The sequence below is a fragment of the Hymenobacter sediminicola genome (assembly GCF_014250515.1).
GTDB lineage: Bacteria > Bacteroidota > Bacteroidia > Cytophagales > Hymenobacteraceae > Hymenobacter > Hymenobacter sediminicola.
Genome location: NZ_CP060202.1, coordinates 2,454,633 through 2,479,504, shown reverse-complemented (window position 1 = coordinate 2,479,504; position 24,872 = coordinate 2,454,633). Strand labels below are relative to the sequence as shown.

Genomic DNA, 24,872 nt, shown 5'->3' with positions numbered 1-24,872 from the left:
CGTAGCAAGCACCCGACACTTCATTTAACATCGTTCAACGACGGGCGGGGGCAAGCCCCGCACCCTACACTGTATGCCTTCGTATTCCTCTCTCTCCGCCGACCAACTCCAGCAACTCACTACCCTCGGCGCCCTCAAAAAGTCCGGCTACCAGCCCCGCTCCGTGAAAACCGAGCTGCGCGACAACCTGATTAAGAAGCTGCAAAGCAAAGACGACGTGTTTCCCGGCATCTTCGGCTACGAGGAAACCGTGATACCAGAGCTGCAGCGCGCTATTCTGGCCGGCCACCACATCAACCTGCTGGGCCTGCGGGGCCAGGCCAAAACCCGCATTGCCCGCCTGCTGGTGGGTTTGCTCGATGAGTATATGCCCGTAGTGGCTGGCTCCGAGCTCAACGACGACCCGCTGCAGCCCCTAAGCGTGTTTGCCAAAAACCTGATTGCCGAGCACGGCGACGACACGCCCGTGGCCTGGGTGCACCGCAACGACCGCTACACCGAGAAGCTGGCCACCCCCGACGTGTCGGTAGCCGACCTTATCGGCGACGCTGACCCCATCAAGGCGGCCACGCTCAAGCTGCCGTACAGTGATGAGCGGGTGATTCACTTCGGGCTGATTCCGCGGGCGCACCGGGGCATTTTCGTGATAAACGAGCTACCCGATTTGCAGGCCCGCATTCAGGTGTCGCTGTTCAATATCCTGCAGGAAGGCGACATCCAGATCCGGGGCTTCAAGGTGCGGCTGCCGCTCGATATCCAGTTTGTGTTCACGGCCAACCCCGAGGACTACACCAACCGGGGTTCCATCGTGACGCCGCTCAAAGACCGGATTGACGCCCAGATTATCACGCACTACCCCAAGAGCATCGAAATCGGTAAGCGCATCACCAAGCAGGAAGCCCGCATCAAGGACGTGCAGAAGGGCATGGTGACCAGCAACGAAGTCATTCATGACCTGGTGGAGCAGGTGGCCGTGGAGGCCCGCGCCTCGGAGTTCGTGGATGCCAAGAGCGGCGTATCGGCCCGCCTCACCATCTCGGCCTACGAGCAGGTGGTGGCCGGGGCCGAGCGGCGCGCCCTCATCAACGGCGAGAAGCAAACCTACGTGCGCGTCGGCGACTTCATTTCGGCGGTGCCGGCCGTGACGGGCAAGGTGGAGCTGGTGTACGAGGGCGAGCAGGAGGGAGCCGGCATCGTGGCCGAGAAGCTGATGGGCAAAGCCATCCGCACGCTGTTTCTGCAGTACTTCCCCGACCCCGACAAAGCCAAGAAGCTCAAAGGCCGCCCTTCGCCCTACAAAACGGTGCAGGAGTGGTTTGGGGCGGGCCACACCGTGGATATGCTGCACGATGCCAGCACCAAAGACTACCGCGCCGTGCTCGACCAGGTGCCCGGCCTGCGCGACATCGTGACGGAATTGCACCCCAACGAAACGCCCGAGCACACCTACTTCCTGATGGAGTTCCTGCTCCACGGCCTGGCCGAGTACAGCCTGATTTCGCGCAACCGCCTCACGGCCGGCGCCCAGTTCAAGGACCTGCTCAGCAGCATGTTTACCATGCCCAGCTTCGGTGAGGATGATGACGACGAGGACGAAGACGAGAAGCCCCAGCGCGGCCGCCGCCGGTAGCCTACTGCTTCGAACGTAACACAACAACGCCCCGCGTACCGAAAGGTGCGCGGGGCGTTGTTGTGTTACCAAATGCCGCTCACTGACCGGAATTGTTGGGATGGCAGTAGGGGCGGGGCTTGCCCCCGCCCGTCGTTGCACGGAATCGTTGTATCGGCACGGACGGCGGGCGGGATAATCGTTTAACGACGGGCGGGGGCAAGCCCCGCCCCTACATTGCAGCATATTTTTCAAAAAGTAAAAAATATGCTGCAAAAAACGGCGCGTTATTTGGTGGGAGCGGGGCGGCCTTCTACCAACGCAATTTCGGCGGGAGTGAGCTGGTAGAGCTGGTACACGAGCTGGTCGAGGGCGGCATCCTGCTGGTGGAGGGTGGCGCGCTGCTGCTGTTGCTGCGCCTGAAACTCAGTGAAGTATTCCACCCAGTTGCTTTTCTCACTCAGGCTGAGCTTGCGGCCCAGGGCTTTCTCCAGGGCCGTGCTCCAGACGGGCCAGGGCTGGCTGAGGGCCAGCTTGCCGCTCAGGGGCTCACGCAACCCCAGCTCGGCCCGCACCAGCCGCGCCGCCTTGGCCTCCGCCTGGTGCAGCTCCTTGTGCCCCGCCAGCAACGACTCTGCCGCCTCAATAAACGGTTGCTGATCGGTGGGGGAAATGAGCTTTATGGGCAACTCTTTAAATTCCCCAATCTTGATTTTGGGAAACAAATCATCAAACTCATTACTCGAATACCGGAAATAGAAACTCATCAAACCGGATGCTACAATAGCCTGCACATAAGATGTGCTAAGCTCATTCTCCGGTAGTATAGGTAAGGCAATGAATATGCTTTGGTCAATTTTTAAGTCCTCTTCGATTACAGTAGCAAATAGTTTGCTTCCTAATACCTGGCGTAAGACAAGCCGTTTGCCTTTAAAGAATTTTAAGTCCCTAGGAGCCGCTAACCATTCGCCATAACTTATGTAGTGCTCTCCATCCCATTGGTGAGAATAACGCCCAACATGCTTCCCTCTAATCTCAGGTACAAAGGTTTCGTCCTTTTTATGGTTAGCATGATATGCTTTAGTCCGAATGACTTCTTCTGACTGACCTCTGTACTTATCATAAGGGTTGATGCCGCGAGTAATATCAAACAGTTCACTTAATGGCTTACTGTTAAGACGAGCCTTGGCCAGAATGGTAGTAACGGCCTCATCTGACTCGACATTGAAAATGAAATTGTCGTTGGTTAGAAAACGCTCTTGGTTGATACTGTGCTTTTCAACGGTTTCTTGATCTGCAAACTCAGTAATCTTGATTTCATGATCTGACTTCTGTCTTTGTGCTATGTAAATCATAGTATCCACTGACGCATCGGGAAAGACATTTGACAGGTTAGGCGTTATGCTCAGAAACTGAAGATGCTCTAGCATAAATCGCCGCGTTTCAGACATCATCATATTCTTCATCCAAGAGTTAGGAACAATGTAGCTCATGAAACCTGCGGGGTTTAAAATCTTAATTCCGCGCTCAATGAATAGTAGGTATAAATCCAGTTGATACTGGGCAGTTTCGTACTGCTTCGTGAAGTAGCGTTTGATTTCTGACGGAAAGCCGGTAGCATACGGCGGGTTGCCAATCACCACGTCGAACCCGCCCTGGGCGAATACTTCCGGGAAGGCGGCTTGCCAGTCGAAGGCGCGGGGGCCGGCCACGGCCGGGTCGCTGATGAGGGAGTTGCCGCAGCGGATGCTGTGGTCGAGGGAGGTGAGGGGCTTGCCGGGGTTGGCGGTTTGCAGCCACAGGCTCAGGCGCGTAATGTCCACCGACTCTGGGTTGAGGTCGACGCCGTAGAGGTTGTGCTGCAAAATGTGGCGGTCGAAGTCAAACACCTTGTACTGCCCGGCCCGCAGCCCGGCCAGCTCCCGGTTCACCTGCTCGCCCTCGCGCAGCAGGTACCCGAAGGCTTCGTTCAGAAACGCTCCCGAGCCGCAGGCCGGGTCCAGCACCCGGATGCCTTCCAGGCGCTGCCCGTACTGCTCCCAGGCCGCAATGTGCCGCTGCACCCGCGCCGAGGGCTGCACCAGCTTGTTGCCGGCTCCAATGCGGATGGTGGCCCGGTCGTCGTCGGTCAGCTCAGGCAGCGTGTCGAGGCCGGCTTCGCGGCGGCGCTCCTGCAGCCACCCGCCCACGGCCTGCTGCACAATGTAGCGTGTGATATACTCGGGGGTATAAAAAATGCCGTCCTGCTTGCGCTTGCCCTGCCTGGGGTCGTGGGCCTGCCCCGAGAGGCGGGCACGCTCCTGCTCCAGGTCCGAGAGGCTCTGCTCGAAGATGTGCCCCAGGATGTTCACGTTCAGGTCGGAGGCAAAGTCGTACTGCTCCAGCTGAATAACGGGCGTGAGGGTGCGGTCCTTGATCAGCAGCGCATCGAGGGCGGCGTCTTCGGCAAACAGCCCCCCGTTGAAGCGGTTGATGCCGGCCAGCGGGTTGCCCTTATCAATGCTGTGAAACAGGCCGCGCACGGTGCGGTACACCTTGTCGTCGGCGGGGTCGAACACGTTCTGGCGCACGGCATCGAGCAGCCGCCGGAAGGTGAGGCGCGGAATGATGTTCTTGTCTTCGCAGAAGCACACGAAAATCACCCGGTCGAGCAGCTTCTGGGTGTGGGCCAGCAGGTCCAGCGGCGGCACCGTGGGGTTCTGCTCAATCAGGTGGTCGAGGAGCTGGCGGCGGGCGGTGCTGTAGTCTTTGTAGAAGGCCTTCGTGATTTTAGTTTCCTCCTGCTGGCGCTGTTGCAGGGCTTCATCGAGAAGCGCTTCGGCGCGGCCGGCCGGGGGCAGCAGGTGGGTGGGCAGCAGCAGGGCAAAGAAGCGCCGGAGCTGCTCGGGCTGGTCGGGCAGGGTTTCGAGGTTGAACACCTCGGCGCGGCTCTGGTCCTGGGCCGAGTAAAGGCGCAGCTCCAGAAAGTTGCTCACCAGCACCCAGCGGCAGGACGCGCCAAACTTGCTGGGGTAGCTGAAGGCCTGCTCCACGGGTGTCTCCTGGCGGCCCTTGCCCGCGCCGCCACGCTGCTTGGCATCCAGCGAGGTGCGGGCATCTTTCAGCTCTACCACCGCCCGCACCGGCCCGCCGAGGCTGCCGCCGGGCGCGGCCACAAACTCGCCCAGCGCCCCGTCGGGTTTGGTGCCGTCGGTGAGGGTTTTCAGCTCCAGCTGCAGCTGGCGGTGGTCGGTGGCCTGGTACTCGTAGCCCAGCACCTCCCCGAAGAGCAGGTTCAGAAACTCGGCCTGCAATACTTCCTCTTTGCGGCTGCGCACATAGCCGCTGGCTATGGCCTGCTGCCAGCGGCGCAGGTGGCGCACCCGATCCGCGAAGTCGGGCAGGGCAGCGGCCGGGTCGAAATGGGAAAACGGGGCGGGCAGGGTAGCGGCCGGAAACAGCGGTAATAAAGCGGGCATGTGGATAGCGGAGAATAGAAGGGGCGGAAGATAGTAAAGAGTAGGGGGCATGTCGTAGTGGTTTTTGCAGCATATTTTTTGCTTTTTGAAAAATATGCTGCAAAAACCACTACGACATGCCCCGCAAATCCACTCCATCTACTGCACTGATAGCTCAGGTGCGCAAGTATTTCAGCCTTGATCAGCAGGCACTGGCCGATTATTTAAGCATCAGTCGGCCCTACGTCGCCGACATCGAAGCCGGCCGCCGCACACTCACCGGCCGGGTGCTGCTGCGCCTCAACCCACTGGCCGCGCTGCTGCCCGCCGAGGCCCCGGCCCGTCCGGCGCCCGAAGAAGCGCCGCCCGGTGCCCCGGCACTTGGCCCGCTGGAAGCCCGCCTCGATATGTGCCGCCACCAAGCCGGCAAGCTGCGCCGGGAGTTGCAGCGGTTGTCCGCGGCCTACGCCCAGGCCCGGCACTGGCAGGTGGTGCTGCCTAGCCTGCTGGCCACCGCCGAAGCGGATGCTCCCGCCCACCAGTGGCTGCTGGCGCGGCAGCACCAGACGCACGCCACCCTGCACGATGCCGACACCGCTGCCCGCTACCATCTGCTGCGGCTGCGCCTGCAAGCCCTCGAAACCGAAGCCGCCACGCTGGCCGTGCTGCTGGCCGGTGCGGCCGGTTAGGCGTCTCAAAACGGGAAGGTGTTTCCCAAAATAATTATACCAAAGGCAGGATCGGGGAGGGTTTTGGCCGGCTATATTGGCGCATTCCTCATCCTTTAACCAGTACTGATTATGCCTTTAGATCTGAAACTATTAACCACCCGCGCCGACTGCGACGAAGTGCTGGACGACCTGGCCGCCGAGCTGGATGGCTACCAGCAGCGTACCAGCAACCTCGACTACGCCGACCGGCGCGCCGACCGTACTCAGGCCGACGTAAGCGGGCAGGTAGCCGGCCTCGACGCGGAAATTACGGCCTATACCTCTATTCTGGCCTCGCCTGCCATTACCCCCTCCCTGCGCAAGCTGAACGAAACCAAGCTGCGCCGCGCCAACGACCGGCGCGACAACCTACTGGACCGGGGCAGCGCCCGCAGCGGCCCCGCCCGCTTCCTGGCCGGCGTCGATGGGGAGCAGGTGACGGCACAGGTAGCCGTGCTTACCGATGCACAAACGCAGGTAACGAACCACCGCAGCTCGCTGACTACCTAACGGCACGCGTATCTGTAAAACACAAAAAAGCCCGCCGGAATATCCGGCGGGCTTTTTTGCTGTAGGGGCGGGGCTTGCCCCCGCCCGTCGTTGCACGAAACTGTTGCATCGGCGCGGGCGGCGGCAAGCCCCCTACTGCCAGCGGCTGGGGTTTTCGAGGATGTAGCGGCGTTGGGCTTCCAGCTCGGTGGGGTTGCAGATGATGTGCTCATAGTAGTTGCGCTGCCAGCAGGAGGACGGGGCAGGCTGTCCGGCCGCCAGCAGTGCCGTGCGCCACCGCCTATAGCAGCGAGATTTGAAGCTGCCTACTACTTCACTCACGGCAACCGTGCCGTGGCGGGTGAGAGCCAGAATCAGGTGCAGGTGGTTCGGCATCAGAACCCAGGTATCCAGCTGAATAGTGGGATAGTGCCGGGGCAGGTCCAGCAATTCCGCCACGACTATATCACCCAGCGCCGAGGGCCGCAGTGGCTCGTCGTGCGACAAGCTGCCGAACAAATGCGCCTTGCCAAGCGCACATAGGGTGAGGGCATACTAGCCGGCCGAACGGTAATCGTAGCCTTCGTAGCGGATGCTGCGCCGCTCAGGAAGTGGCTCCATATACGTATAAGCAGAGGGGTAGTCCGGCATTCGTGCCGATAGGAAAACATACAACACTTCCGGCAAAGTAGGGGCGGGGCTTGCCCCCGCCCATCGTTGAACGATACCAGTATACGGGCGCTGAAGGAACAGTGTAGGGGCGGGGCTCGCCCCCGCCCGCCGTTCGCACCGATACAACGGTACCGTTCAATGGCGGGCGGGGGCGAGCCCCGCCCCTACACCGAAACACAACAATGCCCCACGCACCTTTCGGCACGCAGGGCGTTGTATGTCAGGTAGCGGGGAGGCTTACGCCTGCTCCGTCACCACGATTTTCTGGATTTCGTCGTTGGCCTGAATCTGGTCAATGATGTCGAGGCCTTCTACTACCTTACCAAATACCGTGTGGTTGCGGTCGAGGTGGGCGGTGTTGTCGCGGCTGTGCACAATGAAGAACTGGCTGCCGCCGGTGTTGCGGCCGGCGTGGGCCATGCTCAGGGCACCCCGCTCATGGTACTGGTGGTCGCCGGTCAGCTCGCAGTCGATTTTGTAGCCGGGGCCACCGGTGCCGGCCATGCCTTTGGCGCCGTCGCGCGAGTTGGGGCAGCCGCCCTGAATCACAAAGTTGGGAATAACGCGGTGGAACTTCAGGCCGTCGTAGAAGCCCTTCTGGGCCAGATCGGTGAAGTTCTTCACGGTGTTAGGAGCATCTTTCTCATAGAACTCCACTTTCATTACACCTTTGGCAGTGTGGATTTCGGCTGTTTTCATGTTGGATTGCAAACGAATGGAACGGGTATTTGTACGAAGAGGCGGAGCCGGTAGATGCGGCTCCGGCTCAAAGGTAGCCAATTTGTGCGCGGCCAAACATCCAGGCAACAGTTGGGTTTCGTAGAGACACTACTGCCGCCCGGCTGCCCGTGGCGCGGTGGTTTGCCCGTATCTCTCACACTTCCACAACCCAACCCTTCGTGTACCCCATGAACAACACCCTGCGTTCTGCTTCTTTTAGCCTGCTCTCAGCGGGCGCGCTTGCCTTTGGCCTGGCCAGCTGCGGCGACTCCGCTTCCACCACAGAAACCACTACCACCTCAACGGATATGGCCACTACCGTCGACTCGACGGCCATGATGAGCGACTCGGCCCGTATGGGCAAGTCGGAGGGCGTGCTGGTAGATGGCATTCCGATGACGCCAGACAAAACCATCGTGCAGAATGCCGTGATGGCGCCCAGCGTAAGCACGCTGGTGAAAGCCGTGCAGGCTGCCGGCCTCGATGGCACCCTTAGCGGTGCGGGCCCATTCACAGTATTCGCGCCCACCAATGCTGCTTTCGATAAGCTGCCCAACGGTGCCCTTGCTGGCCTGATGAAGCCCGAAAGCAAAGACAAGCTGAAAGGCGTGCTCACCTACCACGTTATTGCGGGCCGCCTGCTGGCCCAGGACTTAAAAGATGGCCAACAGCTGACGACCGTAAACGGTCAGAAAATCACGGTGTCGGTAAAAGACGGCAAAGTGATGATCAGCAACGGCAAGGATGCTCCCGTATCGGTGCAAACCGCCGACGTGGTATCCAGCAACGGAGTTACGCACGTCATTGATGGCGTGCTGCTGCCCTCGGCTGAATAGCCGGGAATTGATTTCCTGATTGGTTGAAAAGCCCGGCTGCCTCAGCCGGGCTTTTTTTGCGCGGTGGGTTGGGAGGAGTGTGTAAAATGTGTCATCCTGAGCTTGCGAAGGACCTTATCACGTCAGAGCAAGTCGTTCCAGCGTGATAAGGTCCTTCGCAAGCTCAGGATGACAACAATCAACCAACAACTAACCAGAACCAACCAGCTACCGGCGGTTATCGTCGCCTTGCTGCATGCTCACGTAGCTGTCGTAGCGGGGCAGGGCAATACGGCCTTTGTCCACGGCTTCGCGCACGGCACAGCCCGGCTCGTGCAGGTGCTGGCAGTTGTGGTAGCGGCACTGGTTGAGCAGGGCGCGCATTTCGGGGAAGAAGTGGGCCAACTCACCGGGTTTCATGTCCACGAGGCCCAGCTCCTTGATGCCGGGTGTGTCAATCAGGAACGTACCGGGCCGCACCTCCAGCATCTCGGCGAAGGTGGTGGTGTGCACGCCCTTATCGGAAAACTGGCTGATTTCCGCCGTTTTCAGGTCCAGGTCGGGCACCAGCGCATTGATGAGCGTGCTCTTGCCCACGCCCGAATGGCCCGAGAGCAGCGTGGTTTTGTTATTCAGCTGCGCGTCGATATCGGCTACCCCTTCGCCGGTGTGCGCCGAGCAGCGCATGCCCGGATAGCCGATTCGCTCATACATCTTCAGAATCTGGTCCTGGTAGTCGGCCAGATCTTCGTCGTAGAGGTCCGTCTTGTTGAAGAGCAGCGTAACCGGGATGCTGTAGGCCTCCGCCGTCACCAGAAACCGGTCGATGAAGCCAAACGATGTAGCCGGCGAGGCCAGCGTGACTACCAGCATGGCCTGGTCGAGGTTGGCGGCCACAATGTGGGCATGTTCGCTCTTGTGCACCGACCGGCGAATGATGTAGTTGCGGCGCGGCTCGATGTGGTGAATGACGCCCGCGCCTTCGGTCTGCTCTTCCACCGTAAAGTCTACCTGGTCGCCGACGGCCAGCGGGTTGCTCACCTTCAGGTCTTTCATCTTGAACTTGCCCCGCAGCCGGCAGCGGTGCAGCTGCCCCGTGCCCGCTTCGCGCACCACGTACCACGAGCCAGTAGATCTTACAACGGTTCCGGTCATGAGGAAAATGCGTGAGGAGGTGAAGTCAGAATAAAACAGAAAAGGACAGTAGACTGTGCCGAGAGTGGCTGGCTCATTCCGCCACCCGCGCCGCCACCCATTGCATAATCCGGCCGGTGGCGCCACTGTTGTCGTGCACATAGTCGAGGCTACGGTCCTGCACGGCGAGGCGGGCCTCTTCCTGGTAGAACAGCCGCCCAAATGCCGCCAGCAGCTCTTCCGCCGACTCTATCGGGAAGGCGCAGTCGATTTCTACCAGGTCTTTCGCCTCCTGAAACTTATCGTAGGTGGGCCCAAAGAATAGTGGCAGGCCAAAAGCAGCGGCTTCCAGCGTATTGTGCAGGCCTTTGCCAAATGCTCCCCCGATGTAGGCGAAATGCCCGAACCGATAGAGCAGGCTGAGCAAGCCCACGTTGTCGATGAGTAGCACGCGGGCCTCGGCTACGGTGGCCACGTCGGCGCGGGAGTAGCGCACTACCTGGCCCGGCATGGCCTCCTCCACCAGCCGCAGGTTGGTTTCGCTGATTTCGTGGGGGGCCACAATGAAGCGCATCTGGCCGGCGTACTGGCGCATCAACGGCGTCAGAATCGGCATATCCTCGGGCCAGCTACTCCCAATAATGAGAACCGGCACCCAGTCTTCCGTAAAGGCATCGACGAGGGGCAGCGGCTGAGACGCGGCAGCGGCCGTACGTACTACGGTATCAAAACGGGTGTCGCCGGCCACGCTGGTCTGGGTAATGCCGATTTCCCGCAGCAGCGCCACGGAGCTTTTGTTCTGAGCGAAGATGTGGGTGAAGCGGCTCAGAATTTGGCGGAAGAAACCGCCCCAGGGTTGGAAAAACACCTGTTCCGGCCGGAAAATAGCCGATACGCAAATGGTAGGCACTTGGCGGCGTTGCAGCTCCGTGAGGAAATGATACCAGAACTCGTACTTCACGAATACCGCCAGCCGGGGCTTCACCGCCGCTACAAAGGCCTGCGCGTTGGCTGCCGTATCAAGCGGCAGGTAGAACACGTACGCCGCGCCGGGCCAGTTTTTGCGCACTTCATAGCCCGAAGGCGAGAAGAACGTCAGCACGATTTTGTGGTCGGGGTAGCGCGTGGCATAGGCTTCTATAAGCGGGCGCCCCTGCTCAAACTCGCCCAGCGAGGCGCAGTGAAACCAGGCCAACGGCGCCGTCTCGTGCTGTAGCGCCGCCTGAATGCGTGGCAGCAGCCCCTGTCGGCCGGCCACCCACTGGGCCGCTTTCGGCACAAAAGGAGTCAGCAGCTGCAGTAGCAGCGCATACAGGCGCAGGGCTATGGAATATAGGAAAGGCAAAAGAGCGGTTTCGTTGCGGATGAAAGGAGTAGCAGATGGTCGGAAATGCCCGGCACCTGCACTCCTGGATGCATCATTCAGGTAGCGGCGCAAAAGTACAGTCTTCCTCAGACTATTATGAAAAAGCCTCTGCCGGTATGGCAGAGGCTTTTTGAGAGGCATCAGCCCATTGATGGGCTGGAGCCACTGGCTTAGTGGTGCTTGCCGAGGTAGTCAGCTACTCCCTCACGGGTGGCCGACATGCCTTCTTTGCCTTCTTCCCAGTTGGCCGGGCATACCTCGCCTTTCACCTCGAAGTACTGCAGCGCGTCTACCATGCGCATGGCTTCGTCGATGCTGCGGCCCAGCGGACCGTCGTTTACTACCTGGTGGCGCACAATGCCATCCTTGTCGATGAGGAACAGGCCGCGGTAGGCGAGGGGCGAGCCAACGAAGGTCATTTCGCCCGCCTCGTTGTAGTCGTAGTGGCCGCCCAGTACGTCGTAGTTGGCCGCAATGGTTTTGGTGGCGTCCGCTACCAGCGGATACGTTACGCCTTCAATGCCGCCGTTGTCGCGCGGAGTCTGCAGCCAGGCAAAGTGCGAGAAGTGCGTGTCCGTGGAGCAGCCTACGATGGCAACGCCTTTGGCTTCGAAATCGGCCAGACGCTCCTGGAAGGAAATAATTTCGGTGGGGCAAACGAACGTGAAGTCGGCGGGATAGAAGTAGAAGATGACGTGCTTCTTGCCCAGGTACCGGTCAAGGGAGAAATCCTCCTCGAATTCGCCGTCGATAACGGCGGTAGCTTTGAACGAGGGGGCACGCTTACCTACGAGAACTGCCATGAGTTACTGAATTTATGAAAGTGAAAAAAGGTGATGAGCGGATGGAAACCGGTGACCGGAGAAAAAGCACAGGCGTATTCCGGGCCTTACTTTATGGTCTCGTCACTGGCGAGCTTATTCCCGATGATGTGCAGCGAAAAGCTTTGGGGCTGGAAGCCTTGCAGCCCGTGGGCCGCGAAGAACTCCTGAATGAGAGTGTCCAGCTGTGGGTCGCGGAAGTCAATGATTTCCTGGGTATCCGTGCAGAACAGGTGGTGGTGGGCCGAGCAGTCGGCATCGTAGCGGCGGCAAGAGCCTTCGGCGGAAGCTACCCGACGTGTAAGCCCAGCCGCCACAAAAGAGTCCAAGGCTTTATATACCGTACCCAGCGACAGACTGGGCTCCTGGCCCACAACACGGCGGTGAACCTGCTCGGCCGTGGGATGACCGGGCAATAGCAGCAGGCTTTCCAGAATGACCAACCGTTGCCGCGTAGCCCGCAGTCCGGCTTGGGCCAGTCGGTCACGCAAATGGCCCGCTGAGGGCGGCGAATGGTCTGGAAAGTGGCTCACTAGCTAAGAATGATTCTCCGCAAAGATATGCCTATAAGGCCCAGTGAGGCAAAATTGTTCGGTCCTGGCGCAGAAATTACACGGCGTGGCTACCCAAACAGGCTGCCAATCAGGACCTGAGGTAGCCAGAAAAAACAGGGTGTCGACAGGTTGAACTGCTATGCTGTGGCCTCGTTGGTGCTGCCCCGGCACACAAACTGGAATGTCTGGCGGCTGCGCTGCTCCAGTAGCAGCTCACGGCCTTCTGTGAGGCGCTGAATACTCGGGGCATCGTAGTTTTTGATGGTATACAGCTCCAGCCCCGTGTTGTAATGTATTGTGAACTGCTCACGCAATACTGCCAGTAGCTTTTCGAGGCGGTAAGCGGAAAAATCGGTGCAGACCGAGAAGCTGATGGCTGAGTTCTGCATGAGGTTTATTTTGAGCCGGACCTGCGCCAGCGCCCCGAAAATCACCTCCAGATTTTCTTCCGAAATAAATGTCAGGTCCTTGCTCTCAAACGAAACCAGGCACTGCCCGTCTTTGCGGATGAAGGCCGGTACCAGCAGCCCGTGCCGGCAGTCGTGGATGCGGGTGCCCTCGGCGCTGGGGTCCAGAAACGACTTGACCAGCAGCGGAATCCGGCGCACGGCCAGCGGCTTGATGGTTTTGGGGTGAATAACCGAGGCCCCGTAGTACGCCATTTCAATGGTTTCCTGGTAGCTGATTTCCGGGTAGCGCACCGTGTCCGAGAAAAACTTGGGGTCGGCGTTCAGCAGTCCCGCCACATCCTTCCAGATGGTCACTGACTCAGCGCCCAGGCAGTAGGCCAGAATAGCGGCCGTATAGTCGGAGCCTTCGCGGCCCAGGGTAGTGGTCTGGCCACTGGTAGTGCCGCCCACAAAGCCCTGCGTAACGATAGGCCCCTGCGCCAGCAGTGGTACTACATCTGCGGTAAGCGCCCGTTCCGTGGTCGGCCAGTCTACCCGGCCCTCGCGCCAGGTATGGTCGGTCCGAATAAGAGGGCGACAATCGAGCCATTGGGCTTGCAGGGCGCGGGCCACAATCAGGGTGGCCAGCAGCTCACCAAAGCTCACTACTTGGTCATATTGCTTATCATAGTCGCCGGGAGTGAGGGTGGCCAGCCGGTCGCCGAGCTGTTCCAGCAGTACTGCCAAGGTCGGAGCACTTGTAGCAGCGGTCTGCTCATCGGCTATATCCAGCTCTGCTGCTACCGCCAGATGGAACGTGCGAAGCGCCGCCAGCTTTTCGCTGAAATCTTGCCCGGTATGAGCCAGTTGATATAGTTTTTCAAGTGCATTGGTGGTTTTGCCCATGGCCGAAACCACGATGAGCAGCGGCCCAGCACTGCCGTGCTCCTGCACAATCCGGCTGAGGTTGCGAATAGCCCCCGCGTCTTTCACCGAGGCACCGCCAAACTTGTAAACTTTCAACTGAGAAGATTCCTGCATGGGGCCAAATGTAGGGCCGAACGGATATTTGTGCCACTACGCCCGAAAAAGGTTAATTTTGGCTTCCCACCCATTCGTTCATTCTCTCAGGCTTTTATGAATCAACACGACAAGCTGGCGCTGCCCGTAGGCACTACTCTGGACCGTTTCATCATGCGCAAGCAGGAAGATTTCCCCTATGCCACCGGGGAACTGTCCCAGCTGCTCCGCGACATTGCCTTGGCCGCCAAAATCGTGAACCGCGAAATCAACCGCTCCGGCCTCATTGATATTGCCGGGGCCTATGGCAACCGCAACGTGCAGGGCGAAGACCAGCAGAAGCTCGATGTTATTGCCAACATCCGTTTCATCCGGGCACTGCGCAATGGCGGCGAGGTCTGCACCATTATCAGCGAGGAAGACGAGGAAGTTATCCAGACTGGCAACGTGCAAGGCAAGTACATCGTGGCCATTGATCCGCTCGACGGTTCTAGCAACATCGATGTAAACGTATCCATCGGCACCATCTTCAGCATCTATCGGCGTGTGTCGCCGACTGGTAATGAGGGCACCATGGCCGATTGTCTACAGGCAGGCACGCACCAGGTGGCCGCCGGCTACGTCATTTATGGCTCCAGCACCATGCTCGTGTACACCACCGGCAATGGCGTAAACGGATTCACCTACGAGCCTAGCCTCGGCGAGTTTTTCCTCTCGCACCCCAATATTCAGTCGCCCAAAACCGGCACGGTTTACTCCGTGAATGAGGGTAGCTCTGCCTCTTTCTCGCCGGGTGTGGCCGACTACGTGGCGCATTGCAAGGAGCAGGGCTACTCGGCCCGCTATATTGGCTCCCTGGTCGCCGACTTCCACCGCAACCTGCTCAAAGGCGGCATCTACATCTACCCGTCCACGCAGAAGTCGCCGAAGGGCAAGCTGCGCCTCATGTACGAGTGCAATCCGCTGGCGTTTATTGTAGAGCAGGCCGGCGGCAAGTCCAGCAACGGCCGCATGCGTACTATGGAAATCGAACCTCAGGACATGCACGACCGGTGCCCGCTATTTATTGGCTCTACTGAGTTAGTAAATAAAGCAGAGGAATTTCTGGCGAAAGAGTTTGTGGAAGCGAAATAAAACAGAGCGGAAAAACGGAAAGCACCTACCGCATTTGGTTTTATTCCGTTTCCGGTTTGCCTAATAAAAAAAGCCCGGATGCTACTGTAGCATCCGGGCTTTTTTATGCTGACTAAAAAGAAATTACTCTTTCTTTTTAGCTGCTTTTTTAGCTGGCTTTTCGGCGGCTGTTTCACTGTCGCTATCCGAAGCAGACGTCTTCTTTTTGGCTTTCGGCTTTTCTTCTACAGCGGCTTCCGAAGGGGCCTTAGCGGAAGATTTTTTTACAGCTTTCGGCTCAGTATCAGTGGCTTCAGTGGCAGCGGGTGCCGCTTCCGTTACGGGCGCCTGATACTCGAGGCGGCTGCTTACGGCGTGGTACCACTGCACCAGCTTCTTAATGTCGGACATGTATACCCGGTCCCGGTCATAGTCCGGAATGATTTCACCCATGAAGGCCGTCAGGTCCCGGTCGTCCGACTTGTGCGTGATGGCCAGGCTGGTGCCGTGCTTCTGGTGAATCCGGTCGAATACCTCCGACAGTGGCACCGTCTGGTCGTAGTCCTGGGTATAGATGGAAATTTCCTGCAGCAGCGACACCTTGTTGCGGGCAGAAGCCACAGAACGTGTGCCACGCTCATCCAAGGATTCGACGATAACGCCTGCGCGGGTGGGCTTTACGAGACGGAACAGACCGGGCATTCCGCTGATAGCGGCAATTTCCTTCAGGTCGTAGGGCATAGGGTAGAATGGTTGTTTGAACGGGCAAAGTTACTCAGTTGCGGCGGCTTGGCCGGGGGCTCCCAGCTTAAACACGATGGGCAGGCTGGTGAGAATAGCGTAATCGGGCTTTTTGAACTGGAGCAAACGTGCTACGCGTAGCGCTTCTTCGCCGCAGCCTCCGCCAATGTTTTTTACCAGCTTAATGCCTTCCAGCGTGCCGCTGGTGGTCAGCGTGAAGCTAACAATGCAAGTACCCTGAATCCGGTTGCGGCGGGCCAGAATCGGGTATTTCTTTTCTTTCTCGATGAAGGCATACATGGCCTCCTGGCCTCCCTCATAGTACTCAGCCACCGGAATGGCCTTGCTTACATTGCCGGCAGCTGGGGCCTGTGCAGGCGCGGCTTCCGTAGCAGGGGCCGTCGTTTCAGGAGTCGGGCCGTCGGTTTTGATCTTTACCTTGGTTTTCTGCGCCAACGCTGGTACGGTGCAGGCCATCAGGCCCAGCGCCAGCGTGAGAGTGATTTTTTTCATGAGAGTGGAAGGAGGAGTGAAGGAGTGAAGTAAGCCCACGTGGCTACGGGTGGCGCCATGACAATTACAGGGCCAATCTACACATTCTCCTGCGTTTGGGCTAGCTGCTGGTTGATGTCGGTAATGAAGCCGAGCACTTCTTCGCGGCCCGTTTTCTCTTCGGCCGATGTAATGAAATGCCGCGGTACTTCGTCCCAGCTTTCGCTCATCTTCTGCATGTATTCTACCACGTTCTGGTGCGTACGGCTACCCGACTGCTTATCGGCTTTAGTAAATACCATCACGAATGGAATGCCTTCGGATCCGAGCATTTCCATAAACTCCAGATCGACGGCCTGAGCCGAGTGACGGGAATCAATCAGAACAAAAACGCAGGCCAGATTCTCACGCTGGCGGAGGTAGAAATTGATCATCCGCGCCCATTTGACACGGTTTTCCTTGCTCACCTTCGCATAGCCGTAGCCCGGCAAATCCACGAGGTACCACTCCTTGTTTATTATGAAATGGTTAATAAGCTGCGTTTTGCCGGGCAGAGAAGAGGTCTTGGCCAGCCCCCGCCGCTCAGTTAGCATATTAATGAGTGAAGACTTGCCCACATTGGAGCGCCCAATAAAGGCATACTCAGGCAATGTGGGAGGCGGGCATAGCTCTACCCGCGAGTTGCTCATCAGAAAGGTTGCGTCACGGATTTGCATAGGGAAATAGTAAGAAGTACTGCTGCAAAGGTATATGGTTTGCAAACGCTACTTCCGAATAGCGTAAATGGAATATAAATTTTTGATTGAAATTCTTGTAGTATACAAAGCGCCTCTATATTTGCGTGCTTCACATTCTTTGCTGAAAGGCAGCAAACGACTTCCAATTATGATTTTGAACATTTTCTCCGGTAAAATTCTGCGTCAATTGGATAAGATTGAGGTGGTATTATAAAATTTCTATCTTTGCCCCCAAATTGACGCCTTACGCACTAGCAGGAGAACAATGTGAAGTAGCGTACACTGGTACGTTGAAGCATTTTCGTCGCGAAAAAAATAGTTCCCTGCTTAACCCTAGAACGTGTTTTCAGTATAAGAGGCATCTTACGCAAAGCACAGCACCAACAGGTTGCCTTCCGTTCTCGGGAATCTCCTCTGCAACTCCTTATTCCTCAAACCCCTCCTAAAATGGACAACTTAGTCAGAAGGTTATTGAAAGCCTCTTGCGCCTTCGCTCTTACCGCGGCCGTGGCCCAGCCCGCGCTGGCCCAGAGCGTGCGGAAGCAGCTGAAGACTGCAAATAAGTTCTTTGAGCAAGAGAACTACCGGGCATCCATCCCTTTCTACGAGCAAGTGTTGGCCAAGGAGCCCAACAACGCCTTAGCCCTGTTCCGCGCCGGCATTTCCTACATGTCATTCGACAAAGAGAAAGCCAGCGACTATATCTATAAGGCGCAGAAGCTGAAACCCAAGGTTTCGAAAGACGTGGAGTACTGGCTGGGCCGTGTGGATCACCTCAACTACAACTTTGATGAGGCTATTTCGCACTACCAGGCGTACAACGCTACGCTGAAACAGAAGGACACCCGCAAAGCGGAGCTTGCCCAGCTGATCCAGCACTCGAAGAATGCCAAGGTGCAGTTCAACAGCCCCAAGGACATCTTCGTGAAAAACCTGGGCCCGACCATCAATACGCCGTACTCAGAGCACAGCCCAGTTATCTCGCAAGACGACAAGCTGCTGCTGTTCACGTCGCGTTCTGACAACATGAGCAACATTCCGGTAGCGGATGATGCGAAAGGCAAGAAGAAGGACAAAAACCTTGCTGCTGACGGTCAGTACTACGAGAACATCTATGAGGCTACCCGCATCGATGATGAAAACTGGGAGAAGCCTCGCTCGCTGAGCTCCGTGCTCAATGGCAAAGGCCACGACGCTTCCATCCAAGTCTTCGACAACGACACGAAGCTGCTGATGTACCGCAACGATGAGAACGGCGACATCATGTATGCCGAGAAGTCAGGCGCGGACTGGACGGAGCCAAAGAAGCTCAACGACAACATCAACTCGAAGGCTTTCGAGTCGGATGCGTATATCACGCCAGACGGCCGCACCATTTACTTCTCCACGGGCAAGTATTCTGAAGACGGCACGCTGGACATCTACTACGCTACCCGCCAGCAGGGTGGTGACTGGGGTGAAGCCAAATCGGTAGGCACCGGCATCAACACGAAGTATGACGACGATAGCCCGTACCTGAGCAAGGACGGTAAGACGCTGTACTTTGCTTCGCGTGGCCACAATACCATGGGCGGCTACGACATCTTCAAGTCGGAGTTTGACTCGGTTGGCAACAAATGGGGCCGTCCTGAAAACATGGGCTACCCTGTAAACACACCAGATGACGATACTTATTACCGCCTGAGCCCAGATGGTTCGTATGCCTACCTGTCGTCGTACCGCATCGGTGGCTACGGTGAAAAGGATATCTACACTATCAACTACATCAAAAACGCCATCATCCGTGGTAAGGTGTACACCAAGCGTGACAGCACTGTTATTCCGGGTGTAGAGCTGGTGTTTAGTGGCACGCAAGCCGATAAAACGGCACTTAGCTACCGCGACATCACCAAGCCTGAAACCGGTGACTATCAGGTAAGTGTGCTTTCGGGCCGTACCTACCAAGTAGCGCTGTCGAAAGATGGCCAGAACGTAGGTACCGAGGAATTCGCAATACCTGTGTCGACTAACGACTCGACTGTAATCAACAAGGATTTCTATGTTGACTACATCGACACGAGTGCAACAGGCATGTTTGCCTTTAAGAAAATTTATTTCGACACAGACAAATACAAGCTGCGTCCGGAGTCTATTACTGAGCTGAACAACATCACCTCGATTCTGAAGGCTAACCCCGGCGTAAACATCTCCATCGAAGGCCATTGCGACTCGCGCAACACTGACGAGTACAACATGGTACTGGGCCAGAACCGTGCTGACGCCGCTTATAACTACCTGAAGAAGCAAGGTATCGGCGAAACGCGCATGGTAACGGTTAGCTACGGTGAGCGTCGTCCGGCTGCCGGCAATGATTCGCCGGAGAACATGCAGCTTAACCGCCGCGTTGAATTCCGCGTGATTCTGAAGGAAGGCGAAGCTATGCCAACCATGACCACGCCTGCTCCGACTTCTGCTGCTCCGGCCCGTACTACGCCGCTGCAACCTGGCAAAAGCAAGGTGAAGATGGCCGACGGCACCAAGGTGAAAACCAAAGTGGACGAGGACAGCGACAAAGTAAAAGTGAAAACCAAAGGCGCTAACGGCGAGGAATCGAAGACCAAGACCAAAGACGGTACCATCGATGCCAAGACCAAAGATGCCAATGGCGAAAAGACCAAAGTGAAGACGGACAACGACTAAGCCGCTTTCAACCGCTAGAAAACGGGCCGGGCAATTTGTCCGGCCCGTTTTTTTTCAACATAATGGCTCAACCCACGTTATGTTTGGGCAATTTTGCCCCTGAATTCTCGTTGTTCGACCCAGAACCATGGCCGTAGTACCCTATAAAGACGACACCGCCGGCAAAAAGTCGCAGGTAGCGCAGATGTTCAATAGCATTGCCGGGAAATACGACTTCCTGAACCACTTCCTGAGTGCTGGCACGGATATCTATTGGCGCCGCAAAGCAGTAGGGGAGTTGAAGCAACTTCGCCCGGCCCGCATTCTGGACATAGCCACCGGTACTGCTGACTTCGCCATCGAAACACTGCGTGCTGCTTCGAAGGATGCGCAGGTAACGGGCGTAGATATTTCGGAAGGTATGCTGGAGGTGGGGCGCCGCAAGCTGCAGGCCAAAGGACTCACCAACCGGATCCAGCTGGAACTGGGCGACTCCGAAAACCTGCCGTTCCCCGATAACCACTTCGATGCCGTAACGGCTTCATTTGGGGTGCGCAACTTCGAAAACCTGGCCATTGGCCTTGCCGAAATGCGGCGAGTACTACGGCCGGGTGGCAAACTCGTGATACTGGAGTTTTCCAAGCCCACGGCCTTCCCTATGAAGCAGGCCTACAACTTCTACTTCCGGCATATTCTGCCGGTGTTCGGTAAACTGATTTCCAAAGACCGCGCCGCCTATACCTACCTGCCCGAATCGGTGCAGGCTTTCCCGGACGGTCCCGACTTTCTGGCTATTCTCCGGCAGGTTGGCTTTACTTCTCCCGCATGGCAACCCCTCACGTTCGGCATAAGCTCCATTTACACCGCGCACAAATAGGCCGCTTCGCATTGCTGGGGCTACTGGCCCTGGCTGTGCCGTTGAGCACAGTGGCCCAGAAAAAAAGCCGTGCCAGCGCCAGCCGTGGCAAAGGCGGCAAGGTCAAATCCATTACGGTGGAGAACCTGCCCGGCTACGACGATAAATGGTTTCACCCAGGTTTCTACATTGCGCCGCATTTTTCGCGCTATAAGCTGGAGCAGTCACCGGCCTACATCACCAACCAAGGCACCAACCGTGGCGTGACGGCTAATGCCATCAGCAGCCCCGGCTTCGCAGTCGGGTTTGTGGGCGACGCGCGGCTGGGTGATTATTTTAATCTGCGTTTTGCGCCGGGGGTTAGCTTCATCACGCGGCAAATCGAGTTCAAGCCAGCTGGCTACGCGCCCGATCCGACAAACGAAGATGATCCGGCCGAAATAACTACTCAGGAGGTCGGAGCCACGCAAGTAGACTTTCCGGTCCTGCTCAAGTTTCATTCGGAGCGGCGACGCAACACACGCGTGTATGTGGTAGGTGGCCTCAAGCCCAGCGTAAGCGTGGGCAACCGCCGAAAAGACCCCTTGAAGAACCAACTCACAACGGCTCGTAGCGATATGGCCATTGAGTATGGCGTAGGGCTGGACCTGTTCTATCCGTTTTTTAAATTTGCGCCTGAGTTGCGCTTTTCGCACGGCCTGAGCAACCAGTATCAGCCTGAGGACAACGTATACAGCCGCAGTCTGCAGAGCCTCAAAAGTAATACAGTGACGCTGTACCTGACTTTCGAATAGAAGACTGATTACCCAAAAGACCGTCCCGCAAGACGGTCTTTTTGCAACCCTTTATCTGAAAACATGCAAACTGCTTTTATTACCGGCGCTTCGTCAGGAATTGGCCGCGCAACGGCGGTAGCCTTAGCTAAGTCCGGGTTTCAACTGGTTGTGACAGGGCGCCGCCGGGAGCGGCTGGAGGAACTGGCGCTGGAACTGAGCGGCACACCAGTACATATCCTGACGTTTGATGTGCGCGACCGAACTGCCGTAGAGGAGGCAGTAGCGAGCCTGCCTACCCAGTTTGCTGCTGTTGACGTCCTGATCAATAACGCCGGCAATGCCCACGGCTTGGCGCCAGTGCAGGACGGCGACCCGGCCGATTGGGATGCCATGCTCGACGGCAATGTGAAAGGCCTGCTCTATGTGAGTCGCGCTGTATTGCCCGCCATGACGCGCCGCCAAGTAGGCCACATTATCAATATCGGGTCCGTGGCCGGCTCGGAGGCGTATGCCAATGGCAACGTGTATTGCGCTTCCAAAGCCGCCGTATCGATGCTGACGAAGACGATGCGCTTGGATCTGCTGCCGCACAATATCCGCGTGGCAGAAGTGAACCCCGGAGCCGTGGAAACAGAGTTTTCCAACGTGCGCTTCAAAGGCGACGAAGCGCGGGCCGAACAGGTCTACAACGGCTTCGAACCGCTACGCCCCGAAGATGTAGCCGACGTAATCCAGTTCATGGTGACGCGCCCGCCGCACGTTAATGTGGCCGAAGTACTGCTGTTCCCGACCGCGCAAGGGGCCGCCACTACTATCCGTAAGCAGTAGAACACCCCAAACAGAAAAGCGCCGGCCTTTGGGGCCGGCGCTTTTTCGTCGGTTTTACTTATTCATGAAGCCGCCAGCTGCTGCAGCACGCCGGGATGCAGGGTATGCTTGCCGGCAAAGCCGATAACCAGCGGCTCTACACCCAGTTGCCGCAGAAATGCGCGCTGCTTTTCCACGTCTTCTGGCGTGATGAATTCGTCTTCGTCGCCGCAAACTAACGTAACCGGCAGGCCCTGTAGCAGGTGCGAAGCCACCGTGAAATCCATGTCGGGCGGGAAGGCGCCGGCCCAGAGGATGAGCCGGGCCGGGCGGAAAGCGGCCCGGGCCAGCCAGCGGCTTACGGTAGCGGCGCCCTGCGAGAAGCCTAGCACCGTCACGTGTGCATTAGTCGGCACGGCTGCCAATATGGATGAGGCCAGTTGGTTCAGATACGCAACGTAATCATCGATTTCTGTGAGCCGGTCTTCGCGCGTCATCCAGGTAGCTCCCACTCGGCCGCCGGTGCCCTGCAGGTAGAACCGTGACAGGCCTTCGGGCGCAATAACCACCAGCGTAGGGTCGGCGGCGGTGACGGCCGCGAAGTGCCGGATGAAGTACTGCGCCAATTGCCCGTAGCCGTGGCACACGAACCACACCTGCCGGGTGCTGGCCGACAACTCGCCCAATTGAAAGTAGCGAGCCGTGCGCGTGACAGCCAAGTGGTGTTCCTGCGCCATCCAGATTAGCCTTTCTGCGGCAAATCGTCGGCAGTAAAGCCGAAGGGCAGCAGGTCGGAGAGGCTGCGGAAACGGTAGATGCTGCCGTTGGGGCCGGGCAGCAGCAACGGAATGGCCTGCTGCTGGCGGTGCTCATACTCGGCCATCACCTGTCGGCAGGCCCCGCACGACGTCACGGCCACAAAGTCGCCGGAAGCGGGGCGGGCAGCTACCGCCATGCCTACAATGCGACGCTCGGGCTGAGAAGCTGCCAGGCCAAATAGTGCCGTGCGCTCCGCACAAAGGCCGGACGGAAAGGCCGCGTTTTCTTGGTTGGTACCCCGGAAAATGGTGCCGTCATCAAGTAGTAGCGATGCGCCGACGTGGAAGTGGGAGTAGGGAGCGTAGGCGTGGTCGGTGGCGGCTCGGGCAGCCTGCCAGGTAGCGGCTTCGGCGGGTGTTAGTTCGGCTGCAGTAAGAACCTCGACGTTGATGGTGAGGTGGAGCGGATGGGCCATTGAGGAGGCAGGAAAAGGAAAGCCCGGTACCGCTGGCGGCCCCGGTTGGATAAGGGGCGGTGAATGTACTACAATTTCCTTTACGGACGAATGCGCGGCAGTCTGCCACCACAAGCAGAGGTGAACCAGAGCCAGTGCAGGGGCCAAAAAGGCCGAAGAAGCCGGCCGACAGCCTTCCATACTCCCCGGAATTCGCTAGAATTGGGCCTGATTTGGCAGCTGAGCCGGAGCTTTGCTTCGTGCAACCCAGCTCCTGCTGATAGTCCCTTCCCACCCAATTTCCCCCGATGACCCGTATTACCCTGCTTGGTGCCGGCCGCTCGGCTTCTTCGCTCATTCAGTACCTGATCCGCTACGCGCCCCTAGAAAAGTGGCAGCTTACGGTAGCCGATGTAAATCCGGCCCACTTGGTGCCGGTACTGGCCGCGCACAGCGAATATGCTCGTGCTGTGGCCTTCGATATTCAGGATGAAGCCCGGTTGGAGGAGCTGGTAGCCGGCGCTGACATTGTTATTTCGATGCTGCCGGCGCTGTTTCATGGGCCTGTGGCGCATGCTTGCGTGCGGCTGGGGCGGCACCTAGCCACGGCCAGCTACGTGAGTGAGGAAATCCGGGAGTTGCATGCGGAAGCGCAGCAGGCGGGTGTCACGCTGCTCATGGAGTGCGGCCTCGACCCCGGCCTCGACCATATGTCGGCGATGGCCGTGATAGAGCATATCAGGGCGCGGGGCGGACGTATCACTTCATTCAAGTCTTATTGCGGCGGGCTGCTGGCCCCCGATTCGGAGGGTGACAATCCGTGGAAGTACAAGTTCACCTGGAACCCGCGCAACGTAGTGCTGGCTGGCCAGAGCACGGCCAAGTATCTCGAAAACGGCCGGGCCCGCTTTATCCCGTACCAGCACCTTTTTGCACGCACCGAGCCGATAGAAGTGCCCGGCTACGGCAGCTTCGACGGCTATGCCAACCGCGACTCGCTCAGCTACCGCGCGCCCTACGGTCTCGATGATATTCCGACTATTCTGCGCGGCACGCTGCGCCGGGCCGGCTACTGCGCCGCTTGGCACACCCTCGTGCGCTTAGGCCTCACCGACGACTCCGTGCACCTCGGAAACTCTGCTGACCTGACCTGGCGAGAACTAATCGAGGCATACCTGCCGGTAGCGGTGCCGCGAGCGGCGTCCGAAACCGAGCTGGCCGTGCAGTGTGCCGACTACCTGGGCCTGCCGCTGGCCGGCCCCGAAATGCAGCGCCTGCAATGGCTTGAGCTCTTCACCGATAAGCCTGTGGGGCTGGCCAATGCGACGCCCGCACAGTTGCTGGAGCGCCTGCTCACCGAGAAATGGCAGCTACAGCCTCACGACCATGACATGATTGTGATGCAGCACTTATTTGAATTTGAGCTGCAAGGCGTGCTTTACAACAGCACCTCCTCTCTGGTAGTACTAGGTGATGATGCCACACACACCGCCATGGCCAAAACCGTGGGTCTGCCGCTGGGAATGGCCGTGCGGCGGCTGGCGCGAGGCGAAATGTCCCGGCGTGGTGTGGTCATCCCAACCAGTCCGGAACTGTACACACCCATTCTGGCGGAACTGGCCGCCGACTACAGTATTCGATTCGAGGAAACGGAAAGCGTGGCTTCTAGGAGCGTATTTGCTCGCTAAATCCAGACGAAAAAGCGTGTTTCGGCGTTGTGCAGGCTCTGCTTGCTTCCCAAAC

General features: G+C 58.1%; 23 protein-coding genes. 10 read left to right on the top strand and 13 right to left on the bottom strand.

Features of this window, described 5'->3' with window-relative positions; genetic code table 11:
- Nucleotides 1–73: 73 nt before the first annotated feature.
- Nucleotides 74–1,630 carry a sigma 54-interacting transcriptional regulator gene (locus tag H4317_RS10515; protein WP_185886441.1) on the top strand — a complete coding sequence of 519 codons (1,557 nt, stop codon included), beginning with the start codon at nucleotides 74–76 and terminating at the stop codon, nucleotides 1,628–1,630.
- Between the two features lie 266 nt (nucleotides 1,631–1,896).
- Here the strand turns inward: H4317_RS10515 and H4317_RS10510 are convergent, their stop codons facing one another.
- Nucleotides 1,897–5,067, bottom strand: coding sequence for an Eco57I restriction-modification methylase domain-containing protein (locus H4317_RS10510; RefSeq protein WP_185886440.1), 3,171 nt, complete (start codon nucleotides 5,065–5,067; stop codon nucleotides 1,897–1,899).
- 116 nt (nucleotides 5,068–5,183) lie between these two features.
- Between H4317_RS10510 and H4317_RS10505 the strand changes: the two genes are divergently transcribed.
- Together H4317_RS10505 and H4317_RS10500 are read left to right on the top strand one after the other, a co-directional pair.
- Nucleotides 5,184–5,735, top strand: a complete 552-nt coding sequence (locus tag H4317_RS10505) for a helix-turn-helix domain-containing protein (protein WP_185886438.1) — start codon at nucleotides 5,184–5,186, stop codon at nucleotides 5,733–5,735.
- A gap of 111 nt (nucleotides 5,736–5,846) precedes the next feature.
- The gene (locus H4317_RS10500; RefSeq protein ID WP_185886437.1) at nucleotides 5,847–6,266 is read left to right on the top strand and encodes a hypothetical protein; all 420 of its coding nucleotides are present in this window, start codon (nucleotides 5,847–5,849) and stop codon (nucleotides 6,264–6,266) included.
- A gap of 132 nt (nucleotides 6,267–6,398) precedes the next feature.
- Here H4317_RS10500 and H4317_RS10495 read toward each other — a convergent pair whose 3' ends face one another.
- Together H4317_RS10495 and H4317_RS10490 are read right to left on the bottom strand one after the other, a co-directional pair.
- Entirely contained in the window at nucleotides 6,399–6,752 is a 354-nt protein-coding gene (locus H4317_RS10495) for a transposase (RefSeq protein WP_185886435.1), read from the bottom strand.
- A gap of 402 nt (nucleotides 6,753–7,154) precedes the next feature.
- Complete coding sequence (locus H4317_RS10490) at nucleotides 7,155–7,616, bottom strand: peptidylprolyl isomerase (RefSeq protein ID WP_185886434.1); 462 nt, start codon at nucleotides 7,614–7,616, stop codon at nucleotides 7,155–7,157.
- A 209-nt stretch (nucleotides 7,617–7,825) separates the two neighbouring features.
- Between H4317_RS10490 and H4317_RS10485 the strand changes: the two genes are divergently transcribed.
- On the top strand, nucleotides 7,826–8,473 hold the full coding sequence (locus H4317_RS10485) for a fasciclin domain-containing protein (protein WP_185886433.1): 648 nt from the start codon (nucleotides 7,826–7,828) through the stop codon (nucleotides 8,471–8,473).
- Between the two features lie 207 nt (nucleotides 8,474–8,680).
- On the opposite strand, the gene rsgA is transcribed toward H4317_RS10485, so the two are convergent.
- The 5 genes from rsgA to H4317_RS10460 all read right to left on the bottom strand — a co-directional run bounded on the left by rsgA (nucleotide 8,681) and on the right by H4317_RS10460 (nucleotide 13,757).
- Complete coding sequence (gene rsgA / locus H4317_RS10480; protein ID WP_185886432.1) at nucleotides 8,681–9,607, bottom strand: ribosome small subunit-dependent GTPase A; 927 nt, start codon at nucleotides 9,605–9,607, stop codon at nucleotides 8,681–8,683.
- Between the two features lie 73 nt (nucleotides 9,608–9,680).
- The gene (locus H4317_RS10475) at nucleotides 9,681–10,931 is read right to left on the bottom strand and encodes a 3-deoxy-D-manno-octulosonic acid transferase (RefSeq protein ID WP_185886430.1); all 1,251 of its coding nucleotides are present in this window, start codon (nucleotides 10,929–10,931) and stop codon (nucleotides 9,681–9,683) included.
- Between the two features lie 191 nt (nucleotides 10,932–11,122).
- Nucleotides 11,123–11,755: a peroxiredoxin gene (locus H4317_RS10470; protein ID WP_185886428.1), complete on the bottom strand. Its 633-nt coding sequence runs from the start codon at nucleotides 11,753–11,755 to the stop codon at nucleotides 11,123–11,125.
- An 86-nt stretch (nucleotides 11,756–11,841) separates the two neighbouring features.
- A complete protein-coding gene (locus H4317_RS10465) occupies nucleotides 11,842–12,306 on the bottom strand; it encodes a Fur family transcriptional regulator (RefSeq protein WP_185886427.1) in 465 nt (154 codons plus the stop codon).
- 158 nt (nucleotides 12,307–12,464) lie between these two features.
- Nucleotides 12,465–13,757 (bottom strand): aspartate kinase, encoded by a 1,293-nt coding sequence (locus tag H4317_RS10460; protein WP_185886426.1) that lies wholly within the window; start codon nucleotides 13,755–13,757, stop codon nucleotides 12,465–12,467.
- Between the two features lie 96 nt (nucleotides 13,758–13,853).
- Here H4317_RS10460 and fbp point away from each other — a divergent pair, with 96 nt between their 5' ends.
- Nucleotides 13,854–14,870, top strand: a complete 1,017-nt coding sequence (gene fbp / locus H4317_RS10455; protein ID WP_185886425.1) for a class 1 fructose-bisphosphatase — start codon at nucleotides 13,854–13,856, stop codon at nucleotides 14,868–14,870.
- A 123-nt stretch (nucleotides 14,871–14,993) separates the two neighbouring features.
- Here fbp and H4317_RS10450 read toward each other — a convergent pair whose 3' ends face one another.
- The 3 genes from H4317_RS10450 to yihA all read right to left on the bottom strand — a co-directional run bounded on the left by H4317_RS10450 (nucleotide 14,994) and on the right by yihA (nucleotide 16,798).
- Nucleotides 14,994–15,590: a DUF5606 family protein gene (locus H4317_RS10450; RefSeq protein WP_185886424.1), complete on the bottom strand. Its 597-nt coding sequence runs from the start codon at nucleotides 15,588–15,590 to the stop codon at nucleotides 14,994–14,996.
- A gap of 30 nt (nucleotides 15,591–15,620) precedes the next feature.
- Nucleotides 15,621–16,103, bottom strand: a complete 483-nt coding sequence (locus H4317_RS10445; RefSeq protein WP_260625624.1) for an energy transducer TonB — start codon at nucleotides 16,101–16,103, stop codon at nucleotides 15,621–15,623.
- Between the two features lie 77 nt (nucleotides 16,104–16,180).
- Nucleotides 16,181–16,798 (bottom strand): ribosome biogenesis GTP-binding protein YihA/YsxC, encoded by a 618-nt coding sequence (gene yihA, locus H4317_RS10440; RefSeq protein ID WP_185886423.1) that lies wholly within the window; start codon nucleotides 16,796–16,798, stop codon nucleotides 16,181–16,183.
- A 468-nt stretch (nucleotides 16,799–17,266) separates the two neighbouring features.
- Here yihA and H4317_RS10435 point away from each other — a divergent pair, with 468 nt between their 5' ends.
- From H4317_RS10435 to H4317_RS10420, 4 genes are all read left to right on the top strand, one after another.
- Nucleotides 17,267–19,498, top strand: a complete 2,232-nt coding sequence (locus H4317_RS10435; protein ID WP_185886422.1) for an OmpA family protein — start codon at nucleotides 17,267–17,269, stop codon at nucleotides 19,496–19,498.
- A 127-nt stretch (nucleotides 19,499–19,625) separates the two neighbouring features.
- Complete coding sequence (gene ubiE, locus H4317_RS10430; RefSeq protein ID WP_185886421.1) at nucleotides 19,626–20,354, top strand: bifunctional demethylmenaquinone methyltransferase/2-methoxy-6-polyprenyl-1,4-benzoquinol methylase UbiE; 729 nt, start codon at nucleotides 19,626–19,628, stop codon at nucleotides 20,352–20,354.
- The gene (gene porT / locus H4317_RS10425) at nucleotides 20,303–21,127 is read left to right on the top strand and encodes a type IX secretion/gliding motility protein PorT/SprT (protein ID WP_185886420.1); all 825 of its coding nucleotides are present in this window, start codon (nucleotides 20,303–20,305) and stop codon (nucleotides 21,125–21,127) included. Before ubiE ends, porT begins: the two co-directional genes overlap by 52 nt.
- A gap of 63 nt (nucleotides 21,128–21,190) precedes the next feature.
- Complete coding sequence (locus tag H4317_RS10420) at nucleotides 21,191–21,937, top strand: SDR family NAD(P)-dependent oxidoreductase (RefSeq protein ID WP_185886419.1); 747 nt, start codon at nucleotides 21,191–21,193, stop codon at nucleotides 21,935–21,937.
- Between the two features lie 62 nt (nucleotides 21,938–21,999).
- Here H4317_RS10420 and H4317_RS10415 read toward each other — a convergent pair whose 3' ends face one another.
- Complete coding sequence (locus H4317_RS10415; protein ID WP_185886418.1) at nucleotides 22,000–22,653, bottom strand: alpha/beta hydrolase; 654 nt, start codon at nucleotides 22,651–22,653, stop codon at nucleotides 22,000–22,002.
- Between the two features lie 5 nt (nucleotides 22,654–22,658).
- Nucleotides 22,659–23,150, bottom strand: coding sequence for a cytidine deaminase (gene cdd, locus H4317_RS10410; RefSeq protein WP_185886417.1), 492 nt, complete (start codon nucleotides 23,148–23,150; stop codon nucleotides 22,659–22,661).
- A gap of 287 nt (nucleotides 23,151–23,437) precedes the next feature.
- Here cdd and H4317_RS10405 point away from each other — a divergent pair, with 287 nt between their 5' ends.
- Entirely contained in the window at nucleotides 23,438–24,817 is a 1,380-nt protein-coding gene (locus H4317_RS10405) for a saccharopine dehydrogenase C-terminal domain-containing protein (RefSeq protein ID WP_185886416.1), read from the top strand.
- The last annotated feature ends 55 nt before the right edge of the window (nucleotides 24,818–24,872 follow it).